Here is a 25440-nt window from a genome sequence, read left to right as displayed (position 1 = left end):
GGTTAATCTTTCTTGTCTGGTTGGTTGAATAATTGGATGGTGCGGAAGGTTTGAGAAATCAGGGCGGCGTCTTTGTTCCCGGGGCGCGTTTCTAATCCTGAATTCAGGTCGAGCCCAGCGGTACCCACGCGGAGCGCGCCTTCCAGGTTGTCTAGACTGAGGCCCCCTGCCAGGAGGCTGTGAGCTTTGATGTCTTCCGGGATCGACGCCCAATCAAATCTTTGGCCGGTGCCTCCCCTACCCGAGTCGAGCACGAGGCGGTCCACACGCGCGGCGAGTTCCGGCGCCATCTCTATCCACTGGGGGTTGGTCATGTCGATGGCCCGCCAGACAAACTCGGCATCGGTGTCCGCGAGCACCGCGCGGGCACGCTCGATCAGCGCCAGCTCGCCATCCAAGTTGCCCTGGAACGGGGCGTGCAACTGGATTCCGGATAGCCCGCGGGTCGCCGCCGCGGCCCGCAACTCTGCGGGGTCGTCGCTGCGGCTGACTGCTACGAAATCCAAGCCGTGCTCGGCGGCGATGATTTTCTCGGCGGTTTCACGTGAAACATTGCGCGGGGAATCCGGGGCGAAGATGAGCCCTCCGTAGCGGGCACCGGCGGCACGGGCGGCTTGGGCCGTGGAGGTGGCGGTGAGCCCGCACACCTTATTCGCGCCGAAGAGCAGATCCCGGGCGGCGCGGTCGATGTCCTCGTGAGAGGTGAGTTGGGAGCCGACGAGGAAGGCATTGGCGTGGGCACCTAAACGCCGGACGGTGTGGTTATCGCGGATACCGGATTCGGAGACGACGACCTTATCGTCAGGCACGTACCCGGCGAGTTGCTCGGTGCGGGAGAGGTCGATGCTCAAGTCATGGAGGTTGCGGTTATTAATGCCGATGATCTCCACCCCGAAGGATAGCGCCCGGTCCACCTCCTCCTTGGTGATGGCTTCAGTCAGTACATCTAGTCCTAATTTATCCGCCAAGGACTTCAGCTGTGCAAAAGTTTCATCATCCACGATGGACATCATGAGCAAAATCGCATCCGCGCCGTAGTAGCGCGCGGCATAGACCTGAACCGGATCGACGATGAAGTCCTTGCACAAAACCGGCAGGTGCGTGGACTGGGCTACGGTCTGGAGGTGATCGTAATCCCCGCCGAACCGCTCCGGCTCACACAGCACGGAAATGGCATTCGCGTAGCGGGAATAGACGCGCGCGATTTCGCCGGGGCGGTAATCCTCGCGAATCATTCCGAGTGATGGCGATGCAGACTTGCACTCCATGATGAAGCGATTGGTGCCATTGAGCGCCGCAAAAAGCGAACGCCGAGACGGCTCAAGCTTGTCCACATCTACGTGGGCGATGCGCTCGCGAATGCCGGCAAGGTGAGTGCGGCGCTGAGCCACAATCCCCTCGAGCACCGTCGGCAGTTTCTGTTTTGTCATTTCTTTTCCCTCGTGTGGCCTTCTTAGTATTCCGCTTGCTCGTGGGTGCGCAGCCAGCGGTCCACGTCCCCGCTATCGATGAGCCCCTTGGCGTGCGCGACGCCCTCTGCAATGGAGGCCGTGGTGCCACCCAGATAAAACATTGCCCCAGCCGATGCCACGACAGCGTCATAGTGCGCCGGCTTACCCGAGCCATTAAATATGGCGCGCACGTGCGCGGCATTATCTTGGCCGTCGCCGCCGGCAAGCTCACTGAGCTCATGCTTGGCGATGCCCAACTCCTCCGGCGTTAGCTCATAGTGTGAAATCTCGCCGTCCTTTAGCTCCCAAACCTGGGTGGTGCCGTGGGTGGCAATCTCATCGGTACCAGCGCCGTGGACGACGAGCGCCCGCGTGCGCCCCAGCTCCCGGAAGACTTCCGCGATCATGGGACCCTGGGCGGGGTTGGCGATGCCCATGATCTGTAGTTTGGGGCGGCCCGGGGAGAGCAGGGGTCCCAAGGTATTGAAGATGGTGGAGACCCCGAGCGCCTTGCGCACCGGTTGCACGTGAGCCACTGCGGGGTTGTAGGCCGGAGCGAAGAGGACGGTGAAATTGGAGGCCTCGAATTGCCGGACGGCGCGGTCCACGTCCAGGTCCAGGGGAATATTCAGTGCCTCGAGCACATCGGCGGAACCGGACTTGGAGGAAACGGACCGGTTGCCGTGCTTGACCATCCTCACTCCCCCAGCGGCGGCAACCAAGGAGGCCGCCGTAGTGATATTGATGGTATTTGCGCCATCGCCGCCCGTGCCCGCGGAGTCCATGAGTCCCTCGCCGGTAATGGGAAAGGGGTGTCCAACTTTCAGGAATGCCTTGGCGGCACCCGTGATATCCGCGAGGGTTTCGCCGCGGGTGCGGATATGTGTGAGCAACGCGGAGATCTGAATATCGTCATAATCACCCACGGCAACCGGGGTGAAGACCTTGGTGGCCTCCTCCACGGTGGGTGCGGGATTATCCAAGAAGGCTTGCAGCGTTTTCAATGGGCTTTGGTTCGTCATTAATGCTTTGGCTCCATAGTGGGATGGGTCGATAGTCGGTGGATGCAACGGTCTAGCATGTCTGGGCCACGGGGCGAGAGGATTGACTCGGGGTGGAATTGCATCCCTAGTGCCATCCCATCGTCCGTTTCTGCCGCCATGGCGATGGTCCCGATCTCTGCCTCCGTCTCCGCGAGCACCCGCATGCCGGCTGGCACGCGCGTGCACCCCAAGGAGTGATACCGGGCCACGGGGACCTGGGTGCCGGGGACGCAGGGCTGGGCGGGATCGGCATCGGTGGCTAGGCCGGCGAAGACTGGGTGGGCGGTGCCGGCATCGGTAAGCGTCATAGGTATGGACTTGCCGTGCACGGGGCCGCACGGCCCTACCCCGCCACCGTGGTATTCCAGTAGCGCCTGGAAGCCCAAGCAGACGCCGAGGATGGGGATGGTGCCCAAGGTGGCACCGATAAGCTCCATTATGCAACCAGCATCGCGCGGGTGGCCGGGGCCTGGGGAAAGGACAATAATATCGGGCTCGGCCGCCAGCACCTCCGCGACGGAGACGCTGTTGCGGTAGACGGTGGTGCGGTAACCGGCGAGGGCATCGACGAGGTTATAGACAAAGGAATCGTGGTTATCGAGCAAGACCACGTGCGGTGAATTCATCGCTGTACCTCCAGGGTGGCGTTGTGCGCGAGGGCAATGGCGTGGAGAACGGCATAGGCCTTGTGCAGGGTTTCATCGGCTTCGGATTGCGGGATGGAATCGTGCACCACCCCGGCACCAGCTTGGACGGCGGCCGTACCGCGGTGGACGAAGGCGGAGCGAATGACAATGCAGGTATCCATGGCGCCGTCGCCGCGCAGGTACCCCACTGCGCCGCCGTAGGAGCCACGGCGCTTGTGTTCGGCCTGGCGGATGAGCTCGCTGGCGCGCAACTTGGGTGCGCCGGTCAACGTTCCCATGTTCATGCAGGCGCGGTAGGCATCGAGGGCATCGAAGTCCTCGTGCAACGTGGCGGTCACGCGGGAGACCAGGTGCATGACTCGTGAATAGCGGTCTACTTGGAGCAGGTCTGCCACCCGCCGGGTGCCGGGTTCTGCTACGCGGGCGAGGTCATTGCGCGCCAGATCTACCAGCATGGTGTGCTCGGCTAACTCCTTGGTATCCGTGCGCATTTCTAGCTCATTGCGGATATCCAATTCATCGTTGATCGTGCCGTCCGGGTTGAGCCCGCGGGGCCTAGTTCCGGCAATGGGATAGAGCTCCACCTGCCGCGTCTCTGGGTCAAACTTCAAATTGGATTCCGGTGATGCGCCGAAAAGCTCATAACCTTCTCCCCGGAGATAGAACATATACGGCGAAGGATTAGTCTCCCGGAGCTGGCGATAGGCCGCGAAGGCATCGGGGCAGTCCACCGTGAAGGTGCGAGCGGGGACGACCTGGTAAATATCGCCAGAGTCAATATTGCCCTTGAGCCGCGTCACCTGCTCGCAAAACGCGGCATCGTCAATATCCGCGGTCGCCCTCAAGGTCTCCACGGGCTGGTCAAGCGCCGGATTCTCTATCGCGTCGATGGGCGTGGCGGCCAAGGCGTCGAGCCTGTCTTCCAAGCGGGCTCGGTCGATATCCCAGCCCTCTACCCGCGCCGTCTTCGTTAGGTGGTCCACCGCAAGGACAGTTTGGGCGACGAGGAATTCATAATCGGGAAACGTATTGGGCCCCTCGCCTACCTCAGGCAGGTTTTCAAAAGTGGCCAAATAGTCATAGGCAAAGCCGCCGGCGACGAATGGCAACAAGGGCGAGGAATAGGAATGATCGCGCTGCAGCGCGCGGAGGATATCGGCCGTCGATTCATCTAGGAGCCGTTGCCGTTCATCAGACTCGCTGGAGGGCGAGAACTCAAAGACAATTTCCGTGGTTTCACGTGAAACAATCCGGTTTGTAAAACGCGAGTACAGCATGGTGATGAGCTGCTCCCCCGCTGGGCTGAGTGCGAGGACGCGAACTCGCTGGCCGGTGCAGGTCACTCTCGCCGCGGCATCGAGCACGGCCAGGCACGTGAGGTTTTTCTTGGTTTCAATATCCGCGCTTTCCAATAACAAGGAATCGCTCGATCGCGCCAAGCTATGAAATAGCGCTGAGGCATCCCGGCAATAGGCAATATCGCGGGTGGCGGTGTATGTCATTGCAGTGCCCTTTCAGGAGTAACTGAGGAACAGAGTGCGAGGGACCCGGGGTATCCGCGAGCAAAGGCACTGAAAACGCCGAAAGGCCCGCAGAATGCGAGCCTAAAAATGGGGTGCGAAGAAAGGCCCGCGAGTTACGCGCGCCACCACCAACGAGTAGTCATTTTCTTCATGGGCACTAGCCTAGCCTAAATTTCTATAGCGTGGAAGAAACAAGTGAAAAATATTCAATCGGTATCTAATGAGTGGTCTTCGCGCCCGTTAAGGGTAATGTGGTGCAGGTCAATATCTTCAAGAAAGGTGACGATAAGTGAGTATTAATATCGACGAGGTAATTGCAAAGGTCCCCACCCAATTGCTTATTGGTGGTGAGTGGCGCGATTCCACCTCCGGCGAGACTTTTGACGTTGAAAACCCAGCGACGGGCGAAACGCTGGCGACGCTATCTTCCGCAAACTCGGACGATGCGATTGCTGCCCTCGACGCTGCCTGTGCCGTGCAGGATGACTGGGCGCGCACCACGCCGCGCGAGCGCGCGGAGATTCTGCGCCGAGCATTCGATCTAGTACAGGAGCGGGCAGATGAATTCGCCGCCCTGATGACGCTAGAGATGGGCAAGCCCTTCGCGGAAGCTAAGGGCGAGGTCACTTATGGCGGCGAGTTCCTGCGTTGGTTCAGTGAGGAAGCGGTGCGCGATTACGGTCGCGCCGCAACCGTTCCCGAAGGCACGCTGCGGATGATCACTCGCCGCAAGCCGGTGGGCCCCTGCCTTCTGATCACCCCGTGGAACTTTCCGTTGGCCATGGCTACTCGCAAGGTGGCTCCTGCGGTGGCAGCGGGTTGCACGATGGTGCTCAAGCCGGCCAAGCTGACTCCCCTGACTGCGCAGTACTTTGCGCAAACCATGATCGATGCTGGGCTTCCAAAGGGCGTTCTCAACGTCGTTGCCGGCAAGTCTGCATCTGCAATTTCGGAGCCATTGCTTGCCGATGACCGCTTGCGCAAGCTTTCCTTCACCGGTTCTACCCCAGTGGGCCGGACCCTTTTGAAGGGCGCGGCCGATAACGTGCTGCGTACCTCCATGGAACTGGGCGGCAATGCCCCATTCATTGTCTTTGAGGACGCAGATATTGACCAAGCGGTCCAGGGTGCGATGGGCGCCAAGATGCGCAATATCGGCGAGGCCTGCACCGCAGCTAACCGCTTCTTGGTCCACGAGTCTGTTGCTGAGGAGTTCTCTGAGAAACTCGTTGCGGAGTTTGAGAAGCTCAATCTGGGCAATGGTATGGACGAAGGTATTACCTGCGGACCTCTCGTCGAGTCCAAGGCTTTGGAGAGCATTGCGGCATTGGTGGACGATGCTGCAGAAAAGGGCGCTACCATCGCCACCGGCGGTAAGCGCGGGGACGGTGCCGGATACTTCTACGAGCCTACGGTGATTACCAATGTTTCACGTGAAACACGCGTCGCCCAGGAAGAGATCTTCGGTCCAGTCGCCCCGATTATCACCTTCAGTACCGAGGAAGAGGCGCTCGAGATCGCCAATGATACCGAGTACGGTTTGGCATCTTACGTCTTTACCGAGAACTCGGACCGCCTGTGGCGCATCGCTGATGGCCTAGAGTTTGGCCTGATGGGCTTCAACGCCGGCGTTATCTCTAATGCCGCTGCCCCCTTCGGCGGAGTGAAGCAATCCGGAATGGGCCGCGAGGGTGGCGCGGAAGGTATCGAGGAATACACCTCCGTGCAATACCTAGGCATCCGCGACCCTTATGCCAACGCTTAGGCCTTTAGCCGGCAACGCAATCACTGTTTAGCGCGCTTATAACCGTGTTTGATTAAACATTTAAGTGCGTGCGGCGTATACTCACTCCCCGCATAATTGTGATTGCTTTCCTTCTCCCCGCACGCGGCCCTTCTGGGGCCGTGCGCGGTTGGGAGGATTTTTTATTTTTTATTTGGAGTGAGTCTTGTCAACAACGAATTCAGCGGCAGCTCAGCCGCCATTGATTACACCCACGTTCCTATTGGCGTGGGTGGCTAATTTTGGCCAGTTCCTTGTCTTCTACCTAACGGTGACGACCATGGCCCTGTATGCCGTCGAAAGCTTCGGGGCGTCCGATACCGTCAGTGGTTTTGCCTCCAGCGCCTTCGTTTTGGGCGCGACCTTCATGCGCATCGTCTCCGGCTGGTTGGTGGACCGCGTGGGGCAAAAGCACGCCGCCCTGACCTCGCTGGCCTTCGTCAGCATCGTGACGGTGGGCTATTTCGTGGCGCATAACGTGGCCGTCCTGATCCTGGTGCGCCTGCTTCACGGCGCAGGCTATGCGCTGACCTCTACGGCGCTGATGGCCGTCGCGCAATCCGTCATCCCCCAGCAGCGCCGCGCGGAAGGCACCGGCTACTTCGCCTTGGGCACCACCCTTGCCACCGCCTTCGGCCCGGCAGTGGGCTTGTTCTTGGCCAATAATATTGGCTATAACACCCTCTTTGCGGTCGCCCTAGGTTCCAATATCGTCTCCCTCGTGCTGGCGCTCGTATTGCGCTACCCGGCGGAGCTCGATGAGGAAAAGCCGGCCTTCAAGCTGCGCAACGCGGTGCACCCCAACGTGTTGCCGATCGGCTTTTTCATGCTGCTTGTGGGCATCGCCTACTCCGGTGTGGTCACCTATCTCAATGCCTATGCGCGCGAAGAGGACCTGGCCGCCGGCGCCGGCCTCTTTTTCATCGGCTACGCCGTAGTCATGCTCATCATGCGCTTCTTCTTGGGCCGCATCCAGGACCACAAAGGCGATAACTCGGTCATGTACCTGGGCCTGGTGTCCTTCGCCATCGCCCTTATTATCATGGGCTTTCCCAGCAATGACGTGATGCTCGTGGTCGCGGGTGCGTTTACGGGCATGGGATACGGCACGCTAAGCCCCGCCTGCCAGGCCATTTCTGTACGCTCTGTATCGGCCGCCCAGATAGGCGCGGGTATTTCCACGATGTTCCTCTTGATGGACTTCGGCATCGGCCTCGCCCCCTTCGGGCTTGGCCCCATCGTGAGCGCCACCGGCTTCGATACGATGTACCTCATCCTGGCCGGCCTCATCGCCGTAGCGGCGGTGTACTACTACATGGTCCACGGGCGCTACCCCAAGGCGAAGGCGCCCGTCGTCAGCGCCACAGAGGGCACGCAGCCGGCTTAAAGGCGCAATGAATTTTGGCTCCGGGTTTATACCCGGAGCTTTTTTGCGTGCTGGGGCGGCAAGCACTTGGCATCGACCACGCGCCGGGCCAGCGCTCGGTCCCCCATCTTGGCCGCAAATGCCATGCGCATGGTGATATCGTGCGCGGGAGCGGGGCCGCGGGTGATGGCATCCCCCGCAGAAATGCGCCCGGGCGAGATGACGCGGAAGTACACGCCGCAATCACCGCGCGCGGTCCACCGCTTGAGCCAGCCCTTTTCCTGCACCCAGCCGGAAAAGGTAGCGCACGGCTGGCGGGGTATGGAGACCTCGAGCGTGGTCGTACCGATGTGGAGGCGTTGATTGATAAGCAGCGCGGAGAGATCAATACCGCGCGTGGTGAGGTTCTCCCCAAAAGACCCTGAAGCCAGCGTGCGGCCCAGCGAATCCTCCCAATAATCCAATTCCTCGCGGGCATAGGCATAAACCGCCTTGTCACTTCCACCGTGGTGATCGCTATCGCCGATAGAATCACCGCGCACGCCAGAACCATCGCCGTAATTTGGTCCGGGAGCGGAGATATCGATGAAGTCTTGCGGGCGCTTGTCGATGCCCGAAAACTCATGCCTCCCGCTCGGATCCGGCCTGCGCACGGCGACGTTGGTGGAAATAACCTGCATATCAGTCACTGTAGTCGCGGGTAAGTGCCTCCGCAGTGAGAATATCCCGGTAAAACAGCTCCGGGGCCAGCGAAACCGCCTCCGCGAGCTGCGGGAGGGCGTTATCCAGCGCGGAGGCCACGGCTGGATCGGTGAGCTTCCCATTGGCCACCCCTCGCGCGGTAATGGCAAAAACATAGGAAATAAACGGGATCCAGGCAGAGCCGCCAAGATCCGTGTTTCCATCCCCGAAGGCGTCCAGGGCGAGCAGGGTGTGCAATACCGACTTATCTACGCCCAATTGCTGCAGCGTCACCCGCAATTGCAGCGCGGTAGAGCGCAGGTTGGACATGGTCCCCAGGCGGGTCAGCGCCAAGTCGTTATCGAAGCACTCGCGCAGCGCGGCGATGCGGTGGGCGTCATCGCACAGCTGCGCGCTGTCAGTAGCGGGCGTTGGGGCCTCGCCGGTGGCGCTCATGAGCAGCATGGGGCGGGTGACATCGTCTACGCCCGTAGTGGCCGTCCGCCACAGCGAGGGGGAGCCGGAGTGCTCCACGTGGGCCTGGTTGGCATCGGCAAGCGCGGCGAGCACGGAAGACGGATCCGTGGCCTCTTCCCCATCGCTGTTAAAGGAACTGGTAATCAGGCCCGTGCGCACCAACGCGCGCATGCGCTGGCCGCGCGCGAAGTCCACCTGCATGAGCGCATCGAGGCTGGCGCGCGGATCAGCCTCGATGTCCTTGATAACGCCCTCGAAGGTCTCCTTGGCCTTGGGGGCAAGGCGGCGCAGGGCGGCATAGGTCTCCCACGTGCCGGCGGTATTCTCGCTCTCGCCATCGTGGAAGATGATAAGCGAGCTCGCCGGCGGGTACTGCGGGGCGGCGAGATCGCTGGCCGGTTCATCCTCGCGGAAGTCCACGATGAGATCGCCCGCCTCGTGCAATTCCTCCGGCAGCTCGAAGCCCTCCTCAACCGGCTCCAAGGGCAGCGGCTCGCTGGCGGGGTTGCCAAGCGGCCACGCCCAAGCCAAAAGCTCCACCTCTTCCTCGTGGGTTTGCTCGGGCATAAGAATGCCGTCTTCGATAGTGGCGCGGGCGACCAGCGGCGTCTTGCGCACCGTGGCGATGGCGGCATAGATAAGGTCGCTTGCCGCGGTTGCCTCGTATTCCATCACGCGGCGGTCCATGCTGCGCTTCAAGTGCGCCGCGCGCTCCTTATCCGGCAGGCCCTCCAGGTACTCCTCGTAGGACAGCGTGGACCACAGGAGGTAGAGCTCCAGCGAGGACTTCTTGGTCAGCGCGGCCTTAAGCGCGCGATTCGGCACGGAGAGAGTATTGGTCGCCTCCGTCGAGCCATTGGCAGTAACGAGATCCCGGATCTTCTGGTTCTTATCAATGACCACGAATTTCGCCAGCGGCAGCGGCTCCGGTGAGTGCACCGTAAAGAGTGCATCCGCATCCAGCTGATCCGCCAGGATGACTTGCTTGTCCATATAATCCACGGGCTCGGCCGCGGTACGCTTCACGCGCGTGCGGATGGTCGCCGGAATGACCTCAAAGGTCAGCTCGTAGCCGGCCTCGCTGCTGATGGTCTCCTCGCGCACCGATTCGTCTTCGCCAAATACGCGTTGGCCCTTTTCCATGTGAATGGGCTTATCGGAAGACGAGGCCAGGGCATAGCTAAACGGCGAGAGGTTACCCAGCGCGTCGATGAAGCGGAAGTTGGTGCCGCGGGGCCCCTCGTTCTTGGAGCGCATGTGGAGCGTTTCGGCAAAGTTGAGATAGTGGACATCGACAAGCTCCTCGCCCTTAAACAGGCTAAAGCGATACCGGCCCACCCAGGGGTCTTCGAAGACGTCGCCGGGTAGAACCTCATGGATTCCCTCCGGCAGCTCATCTTCTAAGATTTCTTCCTCTTCCCCACCGATGGGGACATAGGTCAGCTGCAGGTGAAGTGGGGTATTGACCAAGAGGCGCGGGGATTTCGTGTACACCAGCTCGCCGTCCAGCCCGCGCGCGTTGGGCAGGGACTTGACCGCCATATCCCAGGAAAAATCCGCGCTATCCGCAACGGTGATGGTGGCCTTGTCCTGGCGCGGCACAGCAATGGAGAAGGAATCTTCTGCCGCTAGCTCAAAGATGGACCAGCCTTCCCACGCGCCATGCGGGCGCGGCTGGCTATCCGGGGTAGGTGTTAGCTGCGTGCCGTTCGGCGCGATGAAGGTGTACGCGCCCTGCGGGATGGGCTGCGTGCTATCGACGGGGCGGTGCGCGGAATCGAGCAGCAGGCCGCCATTGGCAATACCCGCAAACTCCAGGGTCTGCTCCGCAAACGTTACGGCAAGGTGGGTAAAGGGCTGTGGCATGGAAACCCACAGGCCAGGTTCTTCACCGGCGACGTAATAAAACTTGCGGGTGACCTCCGTACCATCCAATAGCTGCGTGGCCACGGTCCATTGCGGGTCTTCTGGTTCATAGGCCGCGCCCACGGCTGGCAGGTAAAGCTCTAAAGTATCGGTATCCGGCGCGAGGCGAAGATGCGGGACCCCCTGAAAAACCGCCGCGTCTAGAAAAGATGATAGCTGGCTACGAAACTTCTCCTGGCTCATTTACACCAGCCTAGATCATTTTTGAAAAGATGTGGATTCTGCAGGCAGAGGCCAAAAAGGCTTTCACCACCGCCGGTGATGAAAGCCTTCGCGCGCGATTAATCGCGTGGATTAGTGGAAGAAGTTACGCCACGCATTCGGGTTGATGGTGATGATGCCCAGCTTTTGCGCCAAGAAGGCAATGGCCCCGATGGCCAGCGAGGCGATACCGGCGCCCGCGATGCCGGCGAGGAGCCCGCTCTTGGAAGAGCCGTCATCGCCGTTGTCATTGTTGCCGGGCTGATCGGATGCAGAATCGTCTGCCTGGTCGTTGCCGCCCTGGTCATCGTGCTTGATCCACCATTCATTCAAGGTGAGCTTGGCCAAGGTGGTGTTATCGATGTAGTCACCGCGCACAGGATCGGTGTGGGTGGCCTTCGCGCGAAGGGCCTCCGAGCCAGCACCCTGGAAGAAGAATGGGACGACCTGGTTGGTGTGCTGCGTGGAGTACCACTGGTGGCCAGAGGGCAAGGTGTTGTTACCGCCACCGTTCATGGAGTTGAACTTGCCCTCAGAGCGCTCATTGGCACCGGAGAGGTATCCCGTTTCGTGGTCAGCGGTAACCACCAACAGGGTCTCGTCCCAGGAGGAGTTTTCTTCTACCCAGTCGATGGCGGCATCGACGGACTTATTGAAGTCCTGTACCTCTTCGATATCGCGGGCAGATTGGTTGCCGTGGCCGCTCCAGTCGATGGCACCGCCTTCGATCATGACGTGGAAGCCCTCGTCATTTTGGCCCAGCGCGTTGAGGGCGCCGGTGGTCATGGTGGGAAGATCCACGACATCGTTAAACGGAATGTCAAAAGGCTCCGCTGACTCGCCGGTGCGCCCCTGCTGCAAGGTCGAGGCCACAGGCGCCAGGCCGAAGTACTTCTCCCCCGCCGCGACCTCGCCTTGGGCCAAGGCCTCAAATTGCTCCTTGGTTTCGGCGTAGTTCCAGTCGGACTCGCCGGAAGACAGCTTGTTGTAGACCTCTTCAGATAGGTACTTGTACTTGGCCTCATCCTTCTTCTTATTGTCATCGTCGTAGAACGAGTGGCCGGCACCCATGATGACATCAAGATCAGAGTTGAACATCTCATCCGCAATCTCCAGGTAGTTATTGCGGGAAATGTTGTGCGCGGCCCAGGCAGCTGGGGTGGCGTGGCTAAACGGCACGGAGGAGACCACGCCGGCGGATTTTCCGGCCTTCTTGGCGCGCTCGGAGGTGTTTTCCTGCTCGTGGCCGTAATCGTTCACGCCCAGCTTGCCGTTATCGGTCTTCACGCCGGTGGACATGGCGGTGCCGGCAGCAGAGGAATCGGTGTATCCCTTATCCACGTACTCATGGCTAGCCCACGCTTTTTGTGGGTCATAGGAAGAGTTATTTGGGTAGGTGGTCATGGACAGGCGGTTGAAGTCTTCGAAGCGCTGCACGGATTCGCCGTCGAGTTCTTCTGGACCTTCGGCGCTAAATGCGCCATCGACCAGGTACTTGGATTGGCCGGTTTCGTAGAGGTTATTAAATGCCACGTGGCCGTAGCCCATCCCATCACCAATCATGTAGATGATGTTCTTTGGGCCCTGGGATTCGGCGGCGGTGGCTGGGGCAATTGCGCCAGCGGTAGCCACGGTTGCGGCTACGGCAGCGGCGCCAATGCGGAGAGAGGTGCGCATGAATTGTCCTTTGTGGAAGTGAGAGATGAAGAGATGGTGGCTTTGCGAGCAAGAGAGAAGTAACCCAGACATAGCTGGGTGCAAAGCCTTGAATTGAAGATAAAGGCGTGGTTTAACCATGAAAGGAACTGGGCGTTAATAGCTCCTAAACACCGCCGGAACATCTCGTGGCGGGCCTTAGTCCTTGCCCCACTCCCCCTTCGTCACCGCCAGAGTGCCAGCCCGGTGCCGGATTAGTGAAGCAAAACCCACCTCTGCCTACCCCGCGCCGGGCTGGGGCTATTACACTGTGTGTTTATGACTAAACCGAGCGATTCCACGTCGTACCGCTACACCCCTGAGCTGGCGAACCAGATCGAAAAGACTTGGCAGCAGTATTGGAAGGACCACGAGACCTTTAACGCGCCGAACCCGGTCGGTTCGCTAGCCACGGGTGCGGGCGAGCTGCCCAAGGAAAAGCTCAATGTGCAGGACATGTTCCCCTACCCTTCCGGTGCGGGCCTGCATGTGGGGCACCCGTTTGGTTATATCGCCACCGATACCTACGCCCGCTATAACCGCATGCTGGGCAAGAACGTGTTGCACACCATGGGCTACGATGCCTTCGGTTTGCCGGCCGAACAGTACGCCATTCAGACCGGTACGCACCCGCGGACCACCACGATGGCCAATATCGACAACATGCGCCGCCAGCTGGGCATGCTGGGCTTGGGCCACGATCCGCGCCGCTCGGTGGAATCCACGGATCCTGAGTTCTTTAAATGGACACAGTGGATCTTCCTGCAGATTTATAATTCTTGGTTCGATGAAGAGCAGCAAAAGGCCCGCCCCACTGCTGAGCTCATCAAGGAATTGGAGGCCAATAAGCGCACCACCAAGGACGGGCGCTACTACGAGGACTTGTCCGCGCAGGAAAAGGCCCAGGCCGTCGATGAGTTCCGCCTGGTGTACCTGTCCAACTCCACGGTGAACTGGTGCCCGGGCCTGGGTACCGTCTTGGCCAACGAGGAGGTCACCGCGGAAGGCAAGTCTGAGCGCGGCAACTTCCCGGTCTTCCGTAAAAATCTGTCCCAGTGGATGATGCGCATTACCGCGTATTCGGATCGCCTGCTCGATGATCTGGAGCTGCTGGATTGGCCGGAGAAGGTCAAGTCCATGCAGCGCAACTGGATCGGTCGCTCCCGCGGTGCGGAGGTAACCTTCCCCGCGGAAGGCTACGGCATCGACGTGTTTACCACGCGCCCAGATACGCTCTTTGGCGCGGAATACGTGGTCTTGGCACCGGAGCATGAGCTTGTCGATGCCCTCTTGTCCCCCATTCCTTACGACGATGACGTGGACGAGCGCTGGACCTACGGCAACGATGACCCGAAGGAAGCCGTCGAGTCTTACCGCGCGGATATCGCGGCAAAGTCGGACCTGGAGCGCCAGGAAAACAAGGAAAAGACCGGCGTATTCTTGGGCACCTATGCCATCAACCCGGTCTCCGGCAAGCGCATCCCGATCTTCATCGCGGACTACGTGCTGACCGGCTACGGTACCGGCGCCATCATGGCCGTTCCCGCGCACGATACGCGCGACTATGAGTTTGCCCAGGCCTTTGGCCTGCCGATTACGGAGGTCGTCTCCGGCGGCAATATCGAGGAAGAAGCCTGGACCGAGGACGGCGCGTTGGTAAACTCCGCCAACGATAATGGTCTGGACCTCAATGGCCTGAATAAGGCGGAGGCCATCGCCCAGGCCATCGAATGGCTGGAAAAGGACGGCTCCGGTCGCGGCAAGATTCAGTACAAGCTGCGCGACTGGCTCTTCGCCCGCCAGCGCTACTGGGGCGAGCCCTTCCCCATCGTCTACGACAAGGACGGCATGGCTCATCCGCTGCCAGAGTCGATGCTGCCGGTGGAGCTGCCCGAGGTGGAAGACTACAAGCCGGCCTCCTTCGACCCAGAAGATAAGGACTCGGAGCCGCAGCCGCCCTTGGCCAAGGTCCGCGACTGGGTAGAAGTAGAGCTGGACTTGGGCGATGGCCCGCAGACCTACTACCGCGATACCAACGTTATGCCCCAGTGGGCGGGTTCTTCCTGGTACCAGCTGCGCTATATCGATCCCCGCAATAGCGAGGCCTTCTGCGATATCGAAAACGAGCGCTACTGGACCGGCCCGCGCCCCGATGAGCACGGTGAAAACGATCCGGGCGGCGTGGATCTGTACGTCGGCGGCGTCGAGCACGCCGTGCTGCACCTGCTCTACGCCCGCTTCTGGCACAAGGTGCTCTTTGACCTGGGCTTTGTCAGCTCTCAGGAGCCATATCGCCGCCTGTACAACCAGGGCTATATTCAGGCCTACGCCTATACCGATTCCCGTGGCGTGTACGTCCCTGCGGCCGAGGTAGAGGAAAAGGACGGCAAGTTCTACTACAACGGTGAAGAGGTCAACCAGGAGTACGGCAAGATGGGCAAGTCCCTGAAAAACGCCGTGGCCCCGGACGATATCTGCCGCGACTTTGGCGCCGATACCCTGCGCGTGTACGAGATGTCCATGGGCCCGCTGGATACCTCCCGCCCGTGGGCGACCAAGGACGTCGTCGGTTCGCAGCGCTTCCTGCAGCGCCTGTGGCGCCTGGCCATCAATGAGGACACCGGTGAAGTGGCTACTACCGATGCCGAGCTCACCCAGGATGATCTGAAGCAGTTGCACCGCACCATCGCGGGCGTGCGCGATGATTATGAGAACCTGCGCCTGAACACGGTGGTGGCCAAGCTCATCGAATACGTCAACTACCTGACCAAGACCTACCGCACCGAGGCACCGCGCGCGGCGGTGGAGCCCATCGCCCAGCTGGTCTCCCCCATCGCCCCGCACATTGCGGAGGAACTGTGGCAGCGCTTTGGCCACGATGAGACCATCACCTACGAGCCACTCCCCTCATTTGAGGAGAAATACCTGGTAGATGATGAGATTCAGGTGCCAGTCCAGATCAACGGCAAGGTTAAGTCCCGCATCAACGTCGCGGCCGATGCTGACCAAGACGCCGTATTCGAGGCTGCTTTTGCCGATGCCAAGGTGGCTGACCTTACCTCCGGCAAGAACGTGGTGAAGAAGATCTACGTTCCCGGCCGGATGGTGAACCTGGTGGTTAAGTAACCAATGAGCGTGGACGTCTCGGGCCTCTCGCCGTCCAATCAGGACTACCTCAAGGCCCTGTTTAAGCTGGGCGAATGGCACGACGAGCCCGTGACGGTGAAGATGCTCGCCCAGCACATAGGCGTTCGGCTCTCCAGCGCGTCGGATGCGGTGCGGCGACTAGAGAAAAAGGGCCTCGTCACCCATACGCCGTATGGTGCCATCGGGCTGAGTGCCGAGGGGCGTGCCTTTGCCCTTGCCATGGTGCGGCGGCACCGCCTCATCGAGACCTTCCTGGTGGAATCCCTGCACTACCGCTGGGACCAGGTCCACGCGGAAGCCGAGCAATTAGAGCACTGCGTCTCCGATTTCTTTCTGGAGCGCATAGACGCTGAACTGGGGTTCCCGCGCCGCGATCCGCATGGAGACCCCATCCCCAGCGCCGCGGGTGACTACCCCGCAGACTATGCCGCGACCCCCGCGTCCGAGCCAGGAGATCTGCGCAAACTCAGCGATTTGGAGCCTGGCGAGGCCGGCGTAGTCGACCGCATCAGTGATGCGGATGCCGATCTGCTGCGCTTTTTCAGCGAGAATAACCTGACCATCGGCGCTGCCGTGAGCGTGCGCGAAAGCCAGCCCTATTCCGGCGGGATGGTAGTGCGCGTAGAGGGCAACCAGAACGAGAATGCCCAGAATGAGTATTCCGTGGCGTTTTCTTTGAGCTCCCATGCAGCCCGCGCCGTGTGGGTGCGCATGTAACTTTCCTACCCCTCCTCTTTTTGGAAGTTGGGTTATTTGCGCATGTCAACGGTGGTTAGTTGCGACGTAGTTAAAAGTACGTTAGATCTGTAGTTGAAGCAGAAAGTGCGCTTCGGCGCAGCCACTAAGGAGCGAGATGACTACAGCCTCGACGCCACCCTGCGGCACTAAGACCGCCGCTAATCTTGTGTATTTTTCCTCGGTCAGTGAAAATACCCACCGTTTTGTCCACAAGCTGGGCTTTCCGGCGGCACGCATTCCTTTGCGGCCGAAGCGCGAAGGAATGCTCTATGTCACCGAGCCCTTTGTGCTCATCGTCCCGACCTACGGTGGCGGCAATATCAAGGCGGCGATTCCGGTGCAGGTGCGCCAATTCCTCAACGTTCCGGAAAATCGCGCACTCCTGCGCGGCGTCATCACCTCTGGAAATACCAATTTTGGTGAAGCGTATTGCTGCGCCGGGCCACAGATAGCCCGAAAGTGCGGCGTGCCTGAGCTCTACCGTTTTGAGCTGCTCGGTACCGACCGCGATGTTGCCCGCGTACGGGAGGGGTTGCAGGACTTCTTTGCGCACCACCTCTACCCCACCGCCCACGCGTCCATTGCCTGATGGCTAGGGCCTCGAAGACAAAGAAAAGAGAAAATACCGATGAAATATCAAGAGCTCATTGAGCGATCCCAAACCCCGCCGCATTTTCGCCACGATGCCTCCACCCCGTTGCGCCCAGTGAACTGGAATCGCATCTGGGATGATAAGGATTTAGAGGTGTGGAACCGCCTGACCTCGAATTTCTGGCTGCCGGAGAAGGTCCCGCTTTCCAATGACCGCAATGACTGGTCCCGCATGGACCCAGCCGAACGAGACCTCACCATCCGCGTATTTACCGGGTTGACCCTACTGGATACCGTGCAGGCGACCGTCGGTGAAATCAGCCAGATTCAAGATGCCCGGACTGAGCATGAGGAGGCTGTTTATACCAATATCGCCTTCATGCAGGCGGTGCACGCGCGGAGTTATTCCTCCATCTTTTCCACCCTGGCCAGCACCGAAGAGATCGAAAAATCCTATGCGTGGGCCGTGGATAACCCAGTGCTGCAGCAGCGCGCTACCAGTGTGATGGTGCATTACTACGGCGACGATCCACTAAAACGCAAGGTTGCCTCTACCCTCTTATCCTCGTTGCTGCTGTACGCCGGCTTCTATCTTCCACTGCACTTTAGCGTGCACGGGAAGCTCACCAATACCGCTGACATGATCAGGCTCATCCTGCGGGATAAGGCGGTCCACGGTTACTACTCCGGATACAAGTTTCAGCGGGGACTGGACCATGCTACGGAAGCTCGCCGCGAAGAAATGCACGAATTCACCTTTGACCTGGTGCGCAAGCTCTATGATCTGGAGATGCGCTATTCCGGCGAGCTCTATGAACCGTACGGGCTTATGGATGATGTCGCTACATTCGTGCGCTACAACGCTAATAAAGCCCTGATGAATCTGGGCTATCCCAACCTCTTCCCGTACGAGGAATGCCAGGTCAACCCGAAAATCCTCGCGGCACTCACGCCAGGATCGGATGAAAACCACGACTTCTTTTCGGGGTCGGGGTCCTCTTATATCATCGGCAAAGCCGTAGAGACCTCCGATGCCGACTGGGATTTCTAAAATCAACAAGCCTCCACGCGAAAGGACACACATCATGAAACTTCTTGTACTCGTTGGCAGCCTGCGGCGGGAAAGCATTGCGAAGAAGATCGCCAACCATTGACGCGCGACGCTATTTAGTACCGGTAGGGCGGTATCGAGTACCGACCGGTGCGGATATCGGGTACCGGGGGTAGTTTTTAGGCACTCTTTAGTGGACGGCCCACGCAGTGTGTACGCGTGGGTCGCGTTCACGTGGAAGGAGTGATGGTGGTGACGGATTACCGTGCCATCATGTTTGTCTTGGTTGCCGGGAATCGTTCCTGGAACCAGATTCGAGCCGATTTAGGGGTCTCGAAGTCGACGATTGATAAGGCCAGTCGCGTTGTAAGGGACCATCGACTCGATGCTCGTGGGATTGCTGGATTGTCGAATGCCCAGTTAGAGGAGCTATTTCCGGATAACCGGCGTCGCAACGATGCGGAGTTCCTCGCACCGGATTTCAAAAAGGTTGCTGAGCGGATGGTCTCTGGCAAGCGCGTGACGTTGAAAGTCGCGCACGCCAAGTACCTGGAGTTCCCTGTTGGTACTGGTCAGCGTCATTATTCGTATCGACAGTACTGTTCGCTGTTTGAGCATTATGTCGATGTTCATCAGCTGTCAGCGCCACTGAATCACGATCCCGGTGACGAGCTCATGGTGGACTGGTCGGGCGATGGAATGGTCGTTGTGGATCCTGTCTCAGGCCAGCGGGTTACCGCGCACTTGTTTGTAGCTTCATTGCCGCACTCAGGGATGATGCATGTATCGGCGTGGCCGGATCAAAAAATGCGGTCGTGGCTTTTAGCCCACCGTGCGGCTTTGGAGTATTTCGGTGGTTGTCCGCTGCGGTTGATCCCGGATAACGCGCTCACAGCCACGCAACAGATTTCCTGTGGGCTGCGGGGGCGTATCCCGGTTGCGGAGTATTCTACATTTGCCGATTTCTATCAGATAGGTATTACTGCGGCGAAAGGCTACCGGCCGCGGTATAAGGCGAATGTTGAAAAGGCCGTGGATATTGCCCAGCAATGGTGCGTGGAATACCTCGACGACCAGGAGTTCTACAGTTTCGACATGCTCAATAAGGCCCTCGAGGACCAAAGCGATTTCATCAACGATCGCCGTCCCTTCCGCGGGCAGGATATCTCTCGTCGCCAGTTGTTTGAAGACCATGAGCAACAGCTGCTGCGCCCATTGCCCGACCGGCGGTGGTCGTGGTCGCGGTGGAAGAAGTCCAAGGTCGCAATGAACTACCACATCCGGATCGCCAATCACTGGTATTCAGTGCCGTGGAAGCTAGCGGGCAAGTTCGTCGACGTGCAACTTTTTGATGACTATCTGGATGTCTTCTACGACGGTGAGATTGTTGCTTCACATCGTATTGCCCCTGCTAATTATGGCTACTCCACCTTGGATGAGCATGTCCCCGACAACCATAAGGACTTAAACACCCAGTGGAACCGGCAACGCTTGGAAGACTGGGCGAAAAGTATTGGGACCGCGACAGCACAGCTCATCGGCCAGATGTTTAACGCTCGTAAAGTCGAAGCCCAAGCATATTCTAGCGTTCTGGGCGTACTGAACCTATCGAAGGATTACTCCCGAATCGAACTCGAACAAGCCTGTGGTCAGCTGTTATCGCGCAAAGCAGTCCCCAGCGTCAACAAAGTAGCCCAAGAGCTCAAGGATCTAAAACAGGCCGCAGCACAGGCGTATTTGCCCACCGATGTACCACTGTCGACGGCCATCGACACTACGCGTGCGCACCGCCAACAGCCCACGGCGGACACGCCGGACTCTGTGTCGCATGTACGCGGGGCCGGGGCGTTTGCCTTCACTGATAAAGAATGGAAGGTATAGCCATGGCTCTTACCGATGAAGACTTCGAACTGCTCGGTTCTCTTCGCGGGATGCGTGTGTTTGCCACGACGCTGCAGGAGATCGTCAACGATCCCAGTCGTGACTTGGACTCCTTTGAAGACAAGATCAAAGAAGCTCTCGATGCTCTGGGGTTGCCCGCAAATCGTGGACACGTAGTGGAGCTACCTAGTGGTTAGGCAGCGATTTCTTTTCTGCTGGTGGTTAGGCTGGTGTGGTTTTCGAAATCGACGGGGCTGACCATCCCAAGGGCGGAGTGCCGGCGCCGACGGTTGTAGACTACTTCAATCCAGTAAGCCACAGCCTGACGCGCAGTATCGCGGGTTGCCCAGCGTTTCCGGTCGTAGAACTCGGTCTTAAGCGTCGACCAGAACGACTCGGCCATCGCGTTATCGAAACACACCCCAGTGCGCCCTACCGACTGAGCAACCCCTAGGTTGCGGCACACGTCCCAGAGCTGCTCGCTGGTAAATTGTGTTCCCCGGTCAGCGTGAAACACCAGCCCCTCAGGAACGTCACCACGCAGTGTATGTGCCATCCGCAGCGCTCGTTCGACCAGGTATGTATCTTGCACGCTATCCATAGCCCAGCCCAGTACCCTGCGGGAATGACCGTCGCGAACTGCGCATAAGTACAACCAGCCCTCGCCGGTGCGCAGGTAGGTAATGTCCGACATCCATACTCGATTGAGCTCGCCGGTATCAAACATGCGCTTTACCAGGTCAGGAAGAGCAGATTTACGCTTAGATTGAATCGTTGTCACCGGCACAAAAGCACGCGGTGAAATCCCTTCAATGCCCATCAGACGCATCCGCTTGGCCACAGTCTTGCGATTCACACTGATCTGGTAGCGCTCACCTAGCTCTGCGGTGATCCGCGGAGCACCATAGACCTCATCGGAGTCTTTCCAAATCTGATGAATCTTGCGATCAACATCATCGTAAAATGATGCACGATCATCCTTACCGGTTAAGCGTTGCTGCTGTATATGGGTCCATTTGTAGTATCCAGACCGAGATACCTTCAACAAGCGCGCCATGCGCTTGATACTGAAATTCGCCTTCTCCTGCTGCATTAATTCGAACTTTTCTCTTCGCGTTGCCTTAAAGCGAAGAAGGCTGTCGCTTTTGACAAAAACTCATTATCCATCTTGGCTTCTGCCAGCTCACGACGCAGACGAGCATTCTCCGCACGAAGATCAGCCTCGCTTAATCCATCGGAAGATCCTTAGGCGTTGACGCTCATTTTTTACCCATCGGCCTAAAAGACCAGGTGCGACACCAATTTCTTTCGCTACATGAGCAATTGGGCGCTGCGATTCGATTACCAGGTTCGCGGCTTCGCGTCGATACTCAGGTGTGTATTTCTGGCGTTGTTGACTCACAATGAACATCCTCTCTTACGGACACAAGATCCGCACTAATCGGGTGTCCACTAAACGAGGGTAACCTCAGCTCAGGTAGCTGCACGTGATTCGAAAGTAATCGAAAAACTCGTCAAAGCCGCCAAGCTACCCAACGCGCTTGCGGCTTTGGAACGCTTTGAAGCACACAGCAACCGAGGGATCACTCCAGACCGTATTGAGCGGTTAGCTACCTGCGACTGGATTACCTACGGCAGAGATCTAACCATCGTGGGAGCTACCGGCACCGGCAAAAGCTTCCTCGCCCAAGGCCTAGCCGTGGCTGCGTGCCGGCATAAACTAACCGCACGCTACTTTAGACTCGCCGACTTAGCCGACGAGTTCGACGCCACAGCCGACGCTGCCTATGAGCGCAAAGCCCTCCTTGAGGAACTGACAAAGCCGGCTGTGTTGGTCATCGACGACTTCCTGGCCACGGACGTATCTGCCTTCGCCTTAGCCCAGGTATTCAACCTCCTGGTCAAGCGGGAGCATTCCTCAACCGTCATCGTCAGCCAGCACGAGCCGGAATACTGGTACAGCGTCTTTAGTGAAAACGCGATCGCCGACGCTGTCCTATCCCGACTTGCAAACAACGGCAGCAAACTCACCCTCATCGGTGAAGACATGCGCACCCGTGACGACTTCCAAGAAGAAAGGGGAACACTTAGCAAACAGCTCAAGCAACGTCAACGGTCCAAACGATAAGCGGGGGTAAAACCGGCTACCGGGCGGCTACCGCCACCCCGGTACCTGGTACCGCCTTACCGGTCCCTAAAACAAGCCCGCGTCAAACCATGCCATTGAACTCGTTCCCGAGCACGTAGAGTGCCAGCGCTATGACCTGCGCACACTCCCGCTTTATGATTTCGACTACGACGATCCTGGCGTGGAGGATAAACCCACGCCGGAAGAGTACACCGATTTCCGCAACGCCATTAAGGAAGCGGATGCCATTTTGTTCGTCACTAGCGAGAATAACCGGACGATCCCGGCGTGTTTAAAGAATGCCATCGATATTGGGTCCAAGCCCAATTCCGATGTCGCCTGGAAGAATAAGCCAGCTGGCATCATCAGCCACTCCGTCGGCCGCATGGGTGGCTATTCTTCCCACAAGAATGTGCGCCTAGCCTTGTCCTACTTTGACATGCCGATGCCCGGTCAGCCTGAGGTATTCTTGGGCAATTCTCCCCAGCTCATCGGCGAGGATGGAAAGATCGCGCCTCCCAGCACCATCGATTTCGTGCGGGACTACCTCGAGCGTCTTTTAGCGTTGGTACCTGCAGCTCCGCAACACTAGGATCTACATCCTCCTAGCAGCGAGGCGGTTAATCCCAGTATTCCGTGGCGCAGAGCGCGATGCCGTGCGCCCGGATTTCCTGGCCCGCCTCAACTGGGGCATCAACGATGAGCGGGAGCCCGTCGATTTCGCATACCCAGAACTCCCCTCCCCCAAATTCATTGGTCCTGTTCTCGACGTTGTTCACGGTCCCCGCTAGCTCCACCTGCGGGTTGAGCAGGCTGGGCTTGTAGTTCTGATAAAACCGTTCCGTGGCTGGGGAGCGCAGCGAAAACTCCGCCGGGTCCGTTAATTCATAGTCCAGCGCAACGACCGCGGGCCGCACGCGGCCGCGCAGTTTTTCGCCGCCCACGGGGTTGCCGGTGGGTAGCGTGAAGGGGGCATCGCTAAGCACTGCCCACCGCAGATCTTCCATTTCTAAGATGCCAATAAATGGCATGGCGCGATAAAGCGTTGCCTTAACCTCTTCCCCGCCCCGGAATGACGGCAACACGGTCCACTCCCCCTCGTACTCCATCGCCGTGACGGCTATGCCGGAGGGATCCGCATAGTAGAGCACTTGATCAAAAGCAGGCGCATCCCACAGGGTCCGCTCTGCGGGAAGCTCCGCGATGAGCTCCTCGGTGCCTAGGAAATCGAATCCGCAGACGCTAAAAAGTTTATCCATGTCCGCCATCATAGACAGGCGTCTGCCCTACAGGAGTCGCGGGCGGTCTGAAAATAGTCCGGTGTTTACTTACTAGTGACTAAATATAGAGACAATCAACCGAATATTAATACCAATAAATAGGTTATAAAAAGCGAAGTACATGCGATTAAACGAGCAAAAGTATGGCGCACGAAAATTATTGGTACGGTGAATCCAAGACGTTTAATAATGTTGAGGATTGATGGGTCAACTGCGGCAATCGATACAGGGTTGAGTAATCAACTGCGCAGGGTATAATGCCAATTAAGTCAGAAGCTAAAGGGAGAGATGCCGTGCGCGCAGAGGAAAGTGCGGCGTGGGCGGATTTTGTAGCAATGCAGCGGGCGCTGCATAAGGAGTTGGCCAACGCGCTGCAGGAAACTGCGAATGTGAGCGAGGCCGATTATGCGGTGTTGGCCGTCCTGCAGCGCCGCCGTGGGCAGAGCACCCGGCCGCACGAGTTGGCCGCGGAACTTGGGTGGGAGAAATCGCGCCTGCACCGACAACTGGTCCGGATGGAGGGGCGCAAGTTGGTGACGAGGCGGCACGCGGAGGAGTTAGGACCCCGCGCTATTGACGTCACAGTGACGAAAGTCGGCGGGGAAGCATTCGCCACAGCACTGGAGAGCCACACCGCGAAGGTGGATGACAAGGTGGTCTCCGTCTTGACGGGAGAGGAATTGCGGCAGTTGGGTTCCATCTCAAGAAAAATCATGCGCGGTTTAACGGGCGATACCTAGACCCCAAGGAGTCAATCGCACAAGGAAGGCACCCCGTCACTGATGGGGTGCCTTCCTAGTTTTGAATCCTAAAGACTAGGACCTTAGGAAATCTTCAGCACCGTGCGGCCGTGGTGGTTGCCGTTGATGAGCGATTGCGCTTCCTTTACCGCATCTTCCAGGGGAAGGGTATTGGTCAAGGACTCCAGGATGGACAGGTCCAGGGTGCGGGCGAGGAGCTGCCAAGCATTCTGGCGGTAGTGCAGCGGGGCATCGACGGAGTTCACGCCGGCTAGGTGTACGTTGCGCAGGATGAAGGGCATGACGGTGGCGGGCAGGTCGGGGCCGCTGGCCATACCGGTGGCGGCGACGGTGCCGCCCCACTTGGTACGGGCCAGGACATTGGCCAGCTCCTGGGAGCCGGAGGTGTCCACGGCGCCAGCGTAGATGGCCTTTTGTAGGGGCTTGCCCGGCTCGGTGAATTCGGCGCGGTCAATGACCTCATGTGCGCCGAGCTCGTAGAGGTAGTTGGCGTAATCGTCGGGGCGGCCGGTCATGGCGTGGACCTCGTAGCCAGCATTGCGCAGAAGGTTGACGGCAATGGAGCCGACGCCGCCGGTGGCACCGGTGACGAGAACGGGGCCCTCGGGAAGCCCGCGCAGCGAGTTAACGCACAGCGCCGCGGTGTAGCCGGCGGTACCGACGGCAGCTGCCTGCTCCGCGGTGAAATCCGCAGGCAGGGCAACGGTGGCGCGGGAATTGACGCGCTGCTTCGGGGTATAGCCGCCGTGGCGGAATTCGCCAAGGCCGTCGCCAAAGGAGGCAACCAAGGTGCCCACCGGCAGTCGCTGCACATTGGAATCGGATACGGTGCCGACCACATCAATGCCGGGCACCAGTGGGTTGGTGCGGACGACGCCGGGATCACCGGTGATCGCCATCGCGTCCTTGTAGTTCAGCGAGGAATAAGAGACGTCAACGGTCAGGTCGCCCTCGCCGAGGAATTCTCCATCCTCAAAGGAGGTAGTGACAGATTTGTCTTCGTTACGGGTAACAAGTAGCGTGCTCATGCTCACCATGGTACGTGAATTGTGATGCAAGCATTTTTGGGC

General features: G+C 59.0%; 18 protein-coding genes and 3 pseudogenes. 11 read left to right on the top strand and 10 right to left on the bottom strand.

From position 1 onward, the window contains the following. Positions 1–2 precede the first annotated feature (2 nt). Genes trpCF through ACLI1O_RS11585 form a run of 4 tightly spaced genes read right to left on the bottom strand, consistent with a single transcriptional unit; the run spans position 3 to position 4643 of the window. On the bottom strand, positions 3–1430 hold the full coding sequence (gene trpCF / locus ACLI1O_RS11600) for a bifunctional indole-3-glycerol-phosphate synthase TrpC/phosphoribosylanthranilate isomerase TrpF (RefSeq protein ID WP_239269584.1): 1428 nt from the start codon (positions 1428–1430) through the stop codon (positions 3–5). A gap of 23 nt (positions 1431–1453) precedes the next feature. Next, positions 1454–2473 carry an anthranilate phosphoribosyltransferase gene (gene trpD / locus ACLI1O_RS11595; RefSeq protein WP_411706882.1) on the bottom strand — a complete coding sequence of 340 codons (1020 nt, stop codon included), beginning with the start codon at positions 2471–2473 and terminating at the stop codon, positions 1454–1456. Beyond that, complete coding sequence (locus ACLI1O_RS11590) at positions 2473–3120, bottom strand: anthranilate synthase component II (RefSeq protein WP_239269586.1); 648 nt, start codon at positions 3118–3120, stop codon at positions 2473–2475. Before ACLI1O_RS11590 ends, trpD begins: the two co-directional genes overlap by 1 nt. Continuing rightward, positions 3117–4643 carry an anthranilate synthase component 1 gene (locus ACLI1O_RS11585; protein WP_239269587.1) on the bottom strand — a complete coding sequence of 509 codons (1527 nt, stop codon included), beginning with the start codon at positions 4641–4643 and terminating at the stop codon, positions 3117–3119. The genes ACLI1O_RS11590 and ACLI1O_RS11585 overlap by 4 nt, the downstream gene beginning before the upstream one ends. 310 nt (positions 4644–4953) lie before the next feature. On the opposite strand from ACLI1O_RS11585, the gene ACLI1O_RS11580 reads away from it, so the two are divergent. Further along, entirely contained in the window at positions 4954–6429 is a 1476-nt protein-coding gene (locus ACLI1O_RS11580) for an NAD-dependent succinate-semialdehyde dehydrogenase (protein ID WP_239269588.1), read from the top strand. Positions 6430–6649: 220 nt separating this feature from the next. Then, positions 6650–7834, top strand: coding sequence for an MFS transporter (locus ACLI1O_RS11575; protein ID WP_370657797.1), 1185 nt, complete (start codon positions 6650–6652; stop codon positions 7832–7834). Positions 7835–7860: 26 nt separating this feature from the next. On the opposite strand, the gene ACLI1O_RS11570 is transcribed toward ACLI1O_RS11575, so the two are convergent. The 3 genes from ACLI1O_RS11570 to ACLI1O_RS11560 form a co-directional block, all read right to left on the bottom strand. Beyond that, positions 7861–8493 carry an MOSC domain-containing protein gene (locus ACLI1O_RS11570; RefSeq protein ID WP_239269628.1) on the bottom strand — a complete coding sequence of 211 codons (633 nt, stop codon included), beginning with the start codon at positions 8491–8493 and terminating at the stop codon, positions 7861–7863. Between the two features lies 1 nt (position 8494). Further along, positions 8495–11080: a hypothetical protein gene (locus tag ACLI1O_RS11565; protein WP_239269590.1), complete on the bottom strand. Its 2586-nt coding sequence runs from the start codon at positions 11078–11080 to the stop codon at positions 8495–8497. A 111-nt stretch (positions 11081–11191) separates the two neighbouring features. Beyond that, positions 11192–12775, bottom strand: coding sequence for an alkaline phosphatase (locus ACLI1O_RS11560; protein WP_239269591.1), 1584 nt, complete (start codon positions 12773–12775; stop codon positions 11192–11194). A gap of 297 nt (positions 12776–13072) precedes the next feature. Between ACLI1O_RS11560 and leuS the strand changes: the two genes are divergently transcribed. The 6 genes from leuS (at position 13073) to ACLI1O_RS11530 (ending at position 20398) form a co-directional block, all read left to right on the top strand. Next, on the top strand, positions 13073–15919 hold the full coding sequence (gene leuS / locus ACLI1O_RS11555; protein ID WP_411706881.1) for a leucine--tRNA ligase: 2847 nt from the start codon (positions 13073–13075) through the stop codon (positions 15917–15919). Positions 15920–15922: 3 nt separating this feature from the next. Next, a complete protein-coding gene (locus tag ACLI1O_RS11550) occupies positions 15923–16657 on the top strand; it encodes a metal-dependent transcriptional regulator (protein WP_284772023.1) in 735 nt (244 codons plus the stop codon). 136 nt (positions 16658–16793) lie between these two features. Beyond that, entirely contained in the window at positions 16794–17267 is a 474-nt protein-coding gene (gene nrdI / locus ACLI1O_RS11545) for a class Ib ribonucleoside-diphosphate reductase assembly flavoprotein NrdI (protein ID WP_023016373.1), read from the top strand. Between the two features lie 39 nt (positions 17268–17306). Continuing rightward, on the top strand, positions 17307–18320 hold the full coding sequence (gene nrdF / locus ACLI1O_RS11540; RefSeq protein WP_284772024.1) for a class 1b ribonucleoside-diphosphate reductase subunit beta: 1014 nt from the start codon (positions 17307–17309) through the stop codon (positions 18318–18320). A 246-nt stretch (positions 18321–18566) separates the two neighbouring features. Continuing rightward, a complete protein-coding gene (istA, locus tag ACLI1O_RS11535) occupies positions 18567–20201 on the top strand; it encodes an IS21 family transposase (protein WP_411696935.1) in 1635 nt (544 codons plus the stop codon). 2 nt (positions 20202–20203) lie between these two features. Beyond that, on the top strand, positions 20204–20398 hold the full coding sequence (locus ACLI1O_RS11530) for a hypothetical protein (protein ID WP_284849815.1): 195 nt from the start codon (positions 20204–20206) through the stop codon (positions 20396–20398). On the opposite strand, the pseudogene ACLI1O_RS11525 reads toward ACLI1O_RS11530, so the two are convergent. Next, a pseudogene (locus tag ACLI1O_RS11525) lies at positions 20395–21612 on the bottom strand (IS3 family transposase). The gene ACLI1O_RS11530 and the pseudogene ACLI1O_RS11525 sit on opposite strands and share 4 nt — an antisense overlap. Before the next feature lie 69 nt (positions 21613–21681). Here ACLI1O_RS11525 and ACLI1O_RS11520 point away from each other — a divergent pair. Together ACLI1O_RS11520 and ACLI1O_RS11515 are read left to right on the top strand one after the other, a co-directional pair. After that, positions 21682–22329 (top strand): annotated as a pseudogene (locus ACLI1O_RS11520) (ATP-binding protein); the annotation flags it as partial. 82 nt (positions 22330–22411) lie between these two features. After that, positions 22412–22921 (top strand): annotated as a pseudogene (locus tag ACLI1O_RS11515) (NADPH-dependent FMN reductase); the annotation flags it as partial. A 28-nt stretch (positions 22922–22949) separates the two neighbouring features. On the opposite strand, the gene ACLI1O_RS11510 reads toward ACLI1O_RS11515, so the two are convergent. Then, complete coding sequence (locus ACLI1O_RS11510) at positions 22950–23588, bottom strand: hypothetical protein (RefSeq protein ID WP_284772240.1); 639 nt, start codon at positions 23586–23588, stop codon at positions 22950–22952. Positions 23589–23866: 278 nt separating this feature from the next. On the opposite strand from ACLI1O_RS11510, the gene ACLI1O_RS11505 reads away from it, so the two are divergent. Continuing rightward, positions 23867–24349, top strand: coding sequence for a MarR family winged helix-turn-helix transcriptional regulator (locus ACLI1O_RS11505; RefSeq protein WP_298693734.1), 483 nt, complete (start codon positions 23867–23869; stop codon positions 24347–24349). A gap of 83 nt (positions 24350–24432) precedes the next feature. Here ACLI1O_RS11505 and ACLI1O_RS11500 read toward each other — a convergent pair whose 3' ends face one another. Continuing rightward, on the bottom strand, positions 24433–25407 hold the full coding sequence (locus tag ACLI1O_RS11500) for an MDR family oxidoreductase (RefSeq protein WP_284772238.1): 975 nt from the start codon (positions 25405–25407) through the stop codon (positions 24433–24435). Positions 25408–25440 lie beyond the last annotated feature (33 nt).

This window comes from Corynebacterium sp. LaCa78, from assembly GCF_046717505.1.
Classification (GTDB): Bacteria; Actinomycetota; Actinomycetes; order Mycobacteriales; family Mycobacteriaceae; genus Corynebacterium.
This window is presented reverse-complemented; position numbering and strand designations above follow the sequence as displayed.

Excerpts from the sequence above, each read along its gene's own strand:
- ACLI1O_RS11590 (WP_239269586.1), bottom strand. The coding sequence starts at position 3,120 with ATGAATTCACCGCACGTGGTCTTGCTCGATAACCACGATTCCTTTGTC.
- ACLI1O_RS11585 (WP_239269587.1), bottom strand. The coding sequence starts at position 4,643 with ATGACATACACCGCCACCCGCGATATTGCCTATTGCCGGGATGCCTCA.
- nrdI (WP_023016373.1), top strand. The coding sequence starts at position 16,794 with ATGACTACAGCCTCGACGCCACCCTGCGGCACTAAGACCGCCGCTAAT.
- ACLI1O_RS11530 (WP_284849815.1), top strand. The coding sequence starts at position 20,204 with ATGGCTCTTACCGATGAAGACTTCGAACTGCTCGGTTCTCTTCGCGGG.
- ACLI1O_RS11550 (WP_284772023.1), top strand. The coding sequence starts at position 15,923 with ATGAGCGTGGACGTCTCGGGCCTCTCGCCGTCCAATCAGGACTACCTC.
- ACLI1O_RS11560 (WP_239269591.1), bottom strand. The coding sequence starts at position 12,775 with ATGCGCACCTCTCTCCGCATTGGCGCCGCTGCCGTAGCCGCAACCGTG.
- nrdF (WP_284772024.1), top strand. The coding sequence starts at position 17,307 with ATGAAATATCAAGAGCTCATTGAGCGATCCCAAACCCCGCCGCATTTT.
- istA (WP_411696935.1), top strand. The coding sequence starts at position 18,567 with ATGGTGGTGACGGATTACCGTGCCATCATGTTTGTCTTGGTTGCCGGG.
- ACLI1O_RS11505 (WP_298693734.1), top strand. The coding sequence starts at position 23,867 with ATGCCAATTAAGTCAGAAGCTAAAGGGAGAGATGCCGTGCGCGCAGAG.
- ACLI1O_RS11500 (WP_284772238.1), bottom strand. The coding sequence starts at position 25,407 with ATGGTGAGCATGAGCACGCTACTTGTTACCCGTAACGAAGACAAATCT.
- ACLI1O_RS11570 (WP_239269628.1), bottom strand. The coding sequence starts at position 8,493 with ATGCAGGTTATTTCCACCAACGTCGCCGTGCGCAGGCCGGATCCGAGC.
- ACLI1O_RS11565 (WP_239269590.1), bottom strand. The coding sequence starts at position 11,080 with ATGAGCCAGGAGAAGTTTCGTAGCCAGCTATCATCTTTTCTAGACGCG.
- trpD (WP_411706882.1), bottom strand. The coding sequence starts at position 2,473 with ATGACGAACCAAAGCCCATTGAAAACGCTGCAAGCCTTCTTGGATAAT.
- trpCF (WP_239269584.1), bottom strand. The coding sequence starts at position 1,430 with ATGACAAAACAGAAACTGCCGACGGTGCTCGAGGGGATTGTGGCTCAG.
- leuS (WP_411706881.1), top strand. The coding sequence starts at position 13,073 with ATGACTAAACCGAGCGATTCCACGTCGTACCGCTACACCCCTGAGCTG.
- ACLI1O_RS11510 (WP_284772240.1), bottom strand. The coding sequence starts at position 23,588 with ATGGATAAACTTTTTAGCGTCTGCGGATTCGATTTCCTAGGCACCGAG.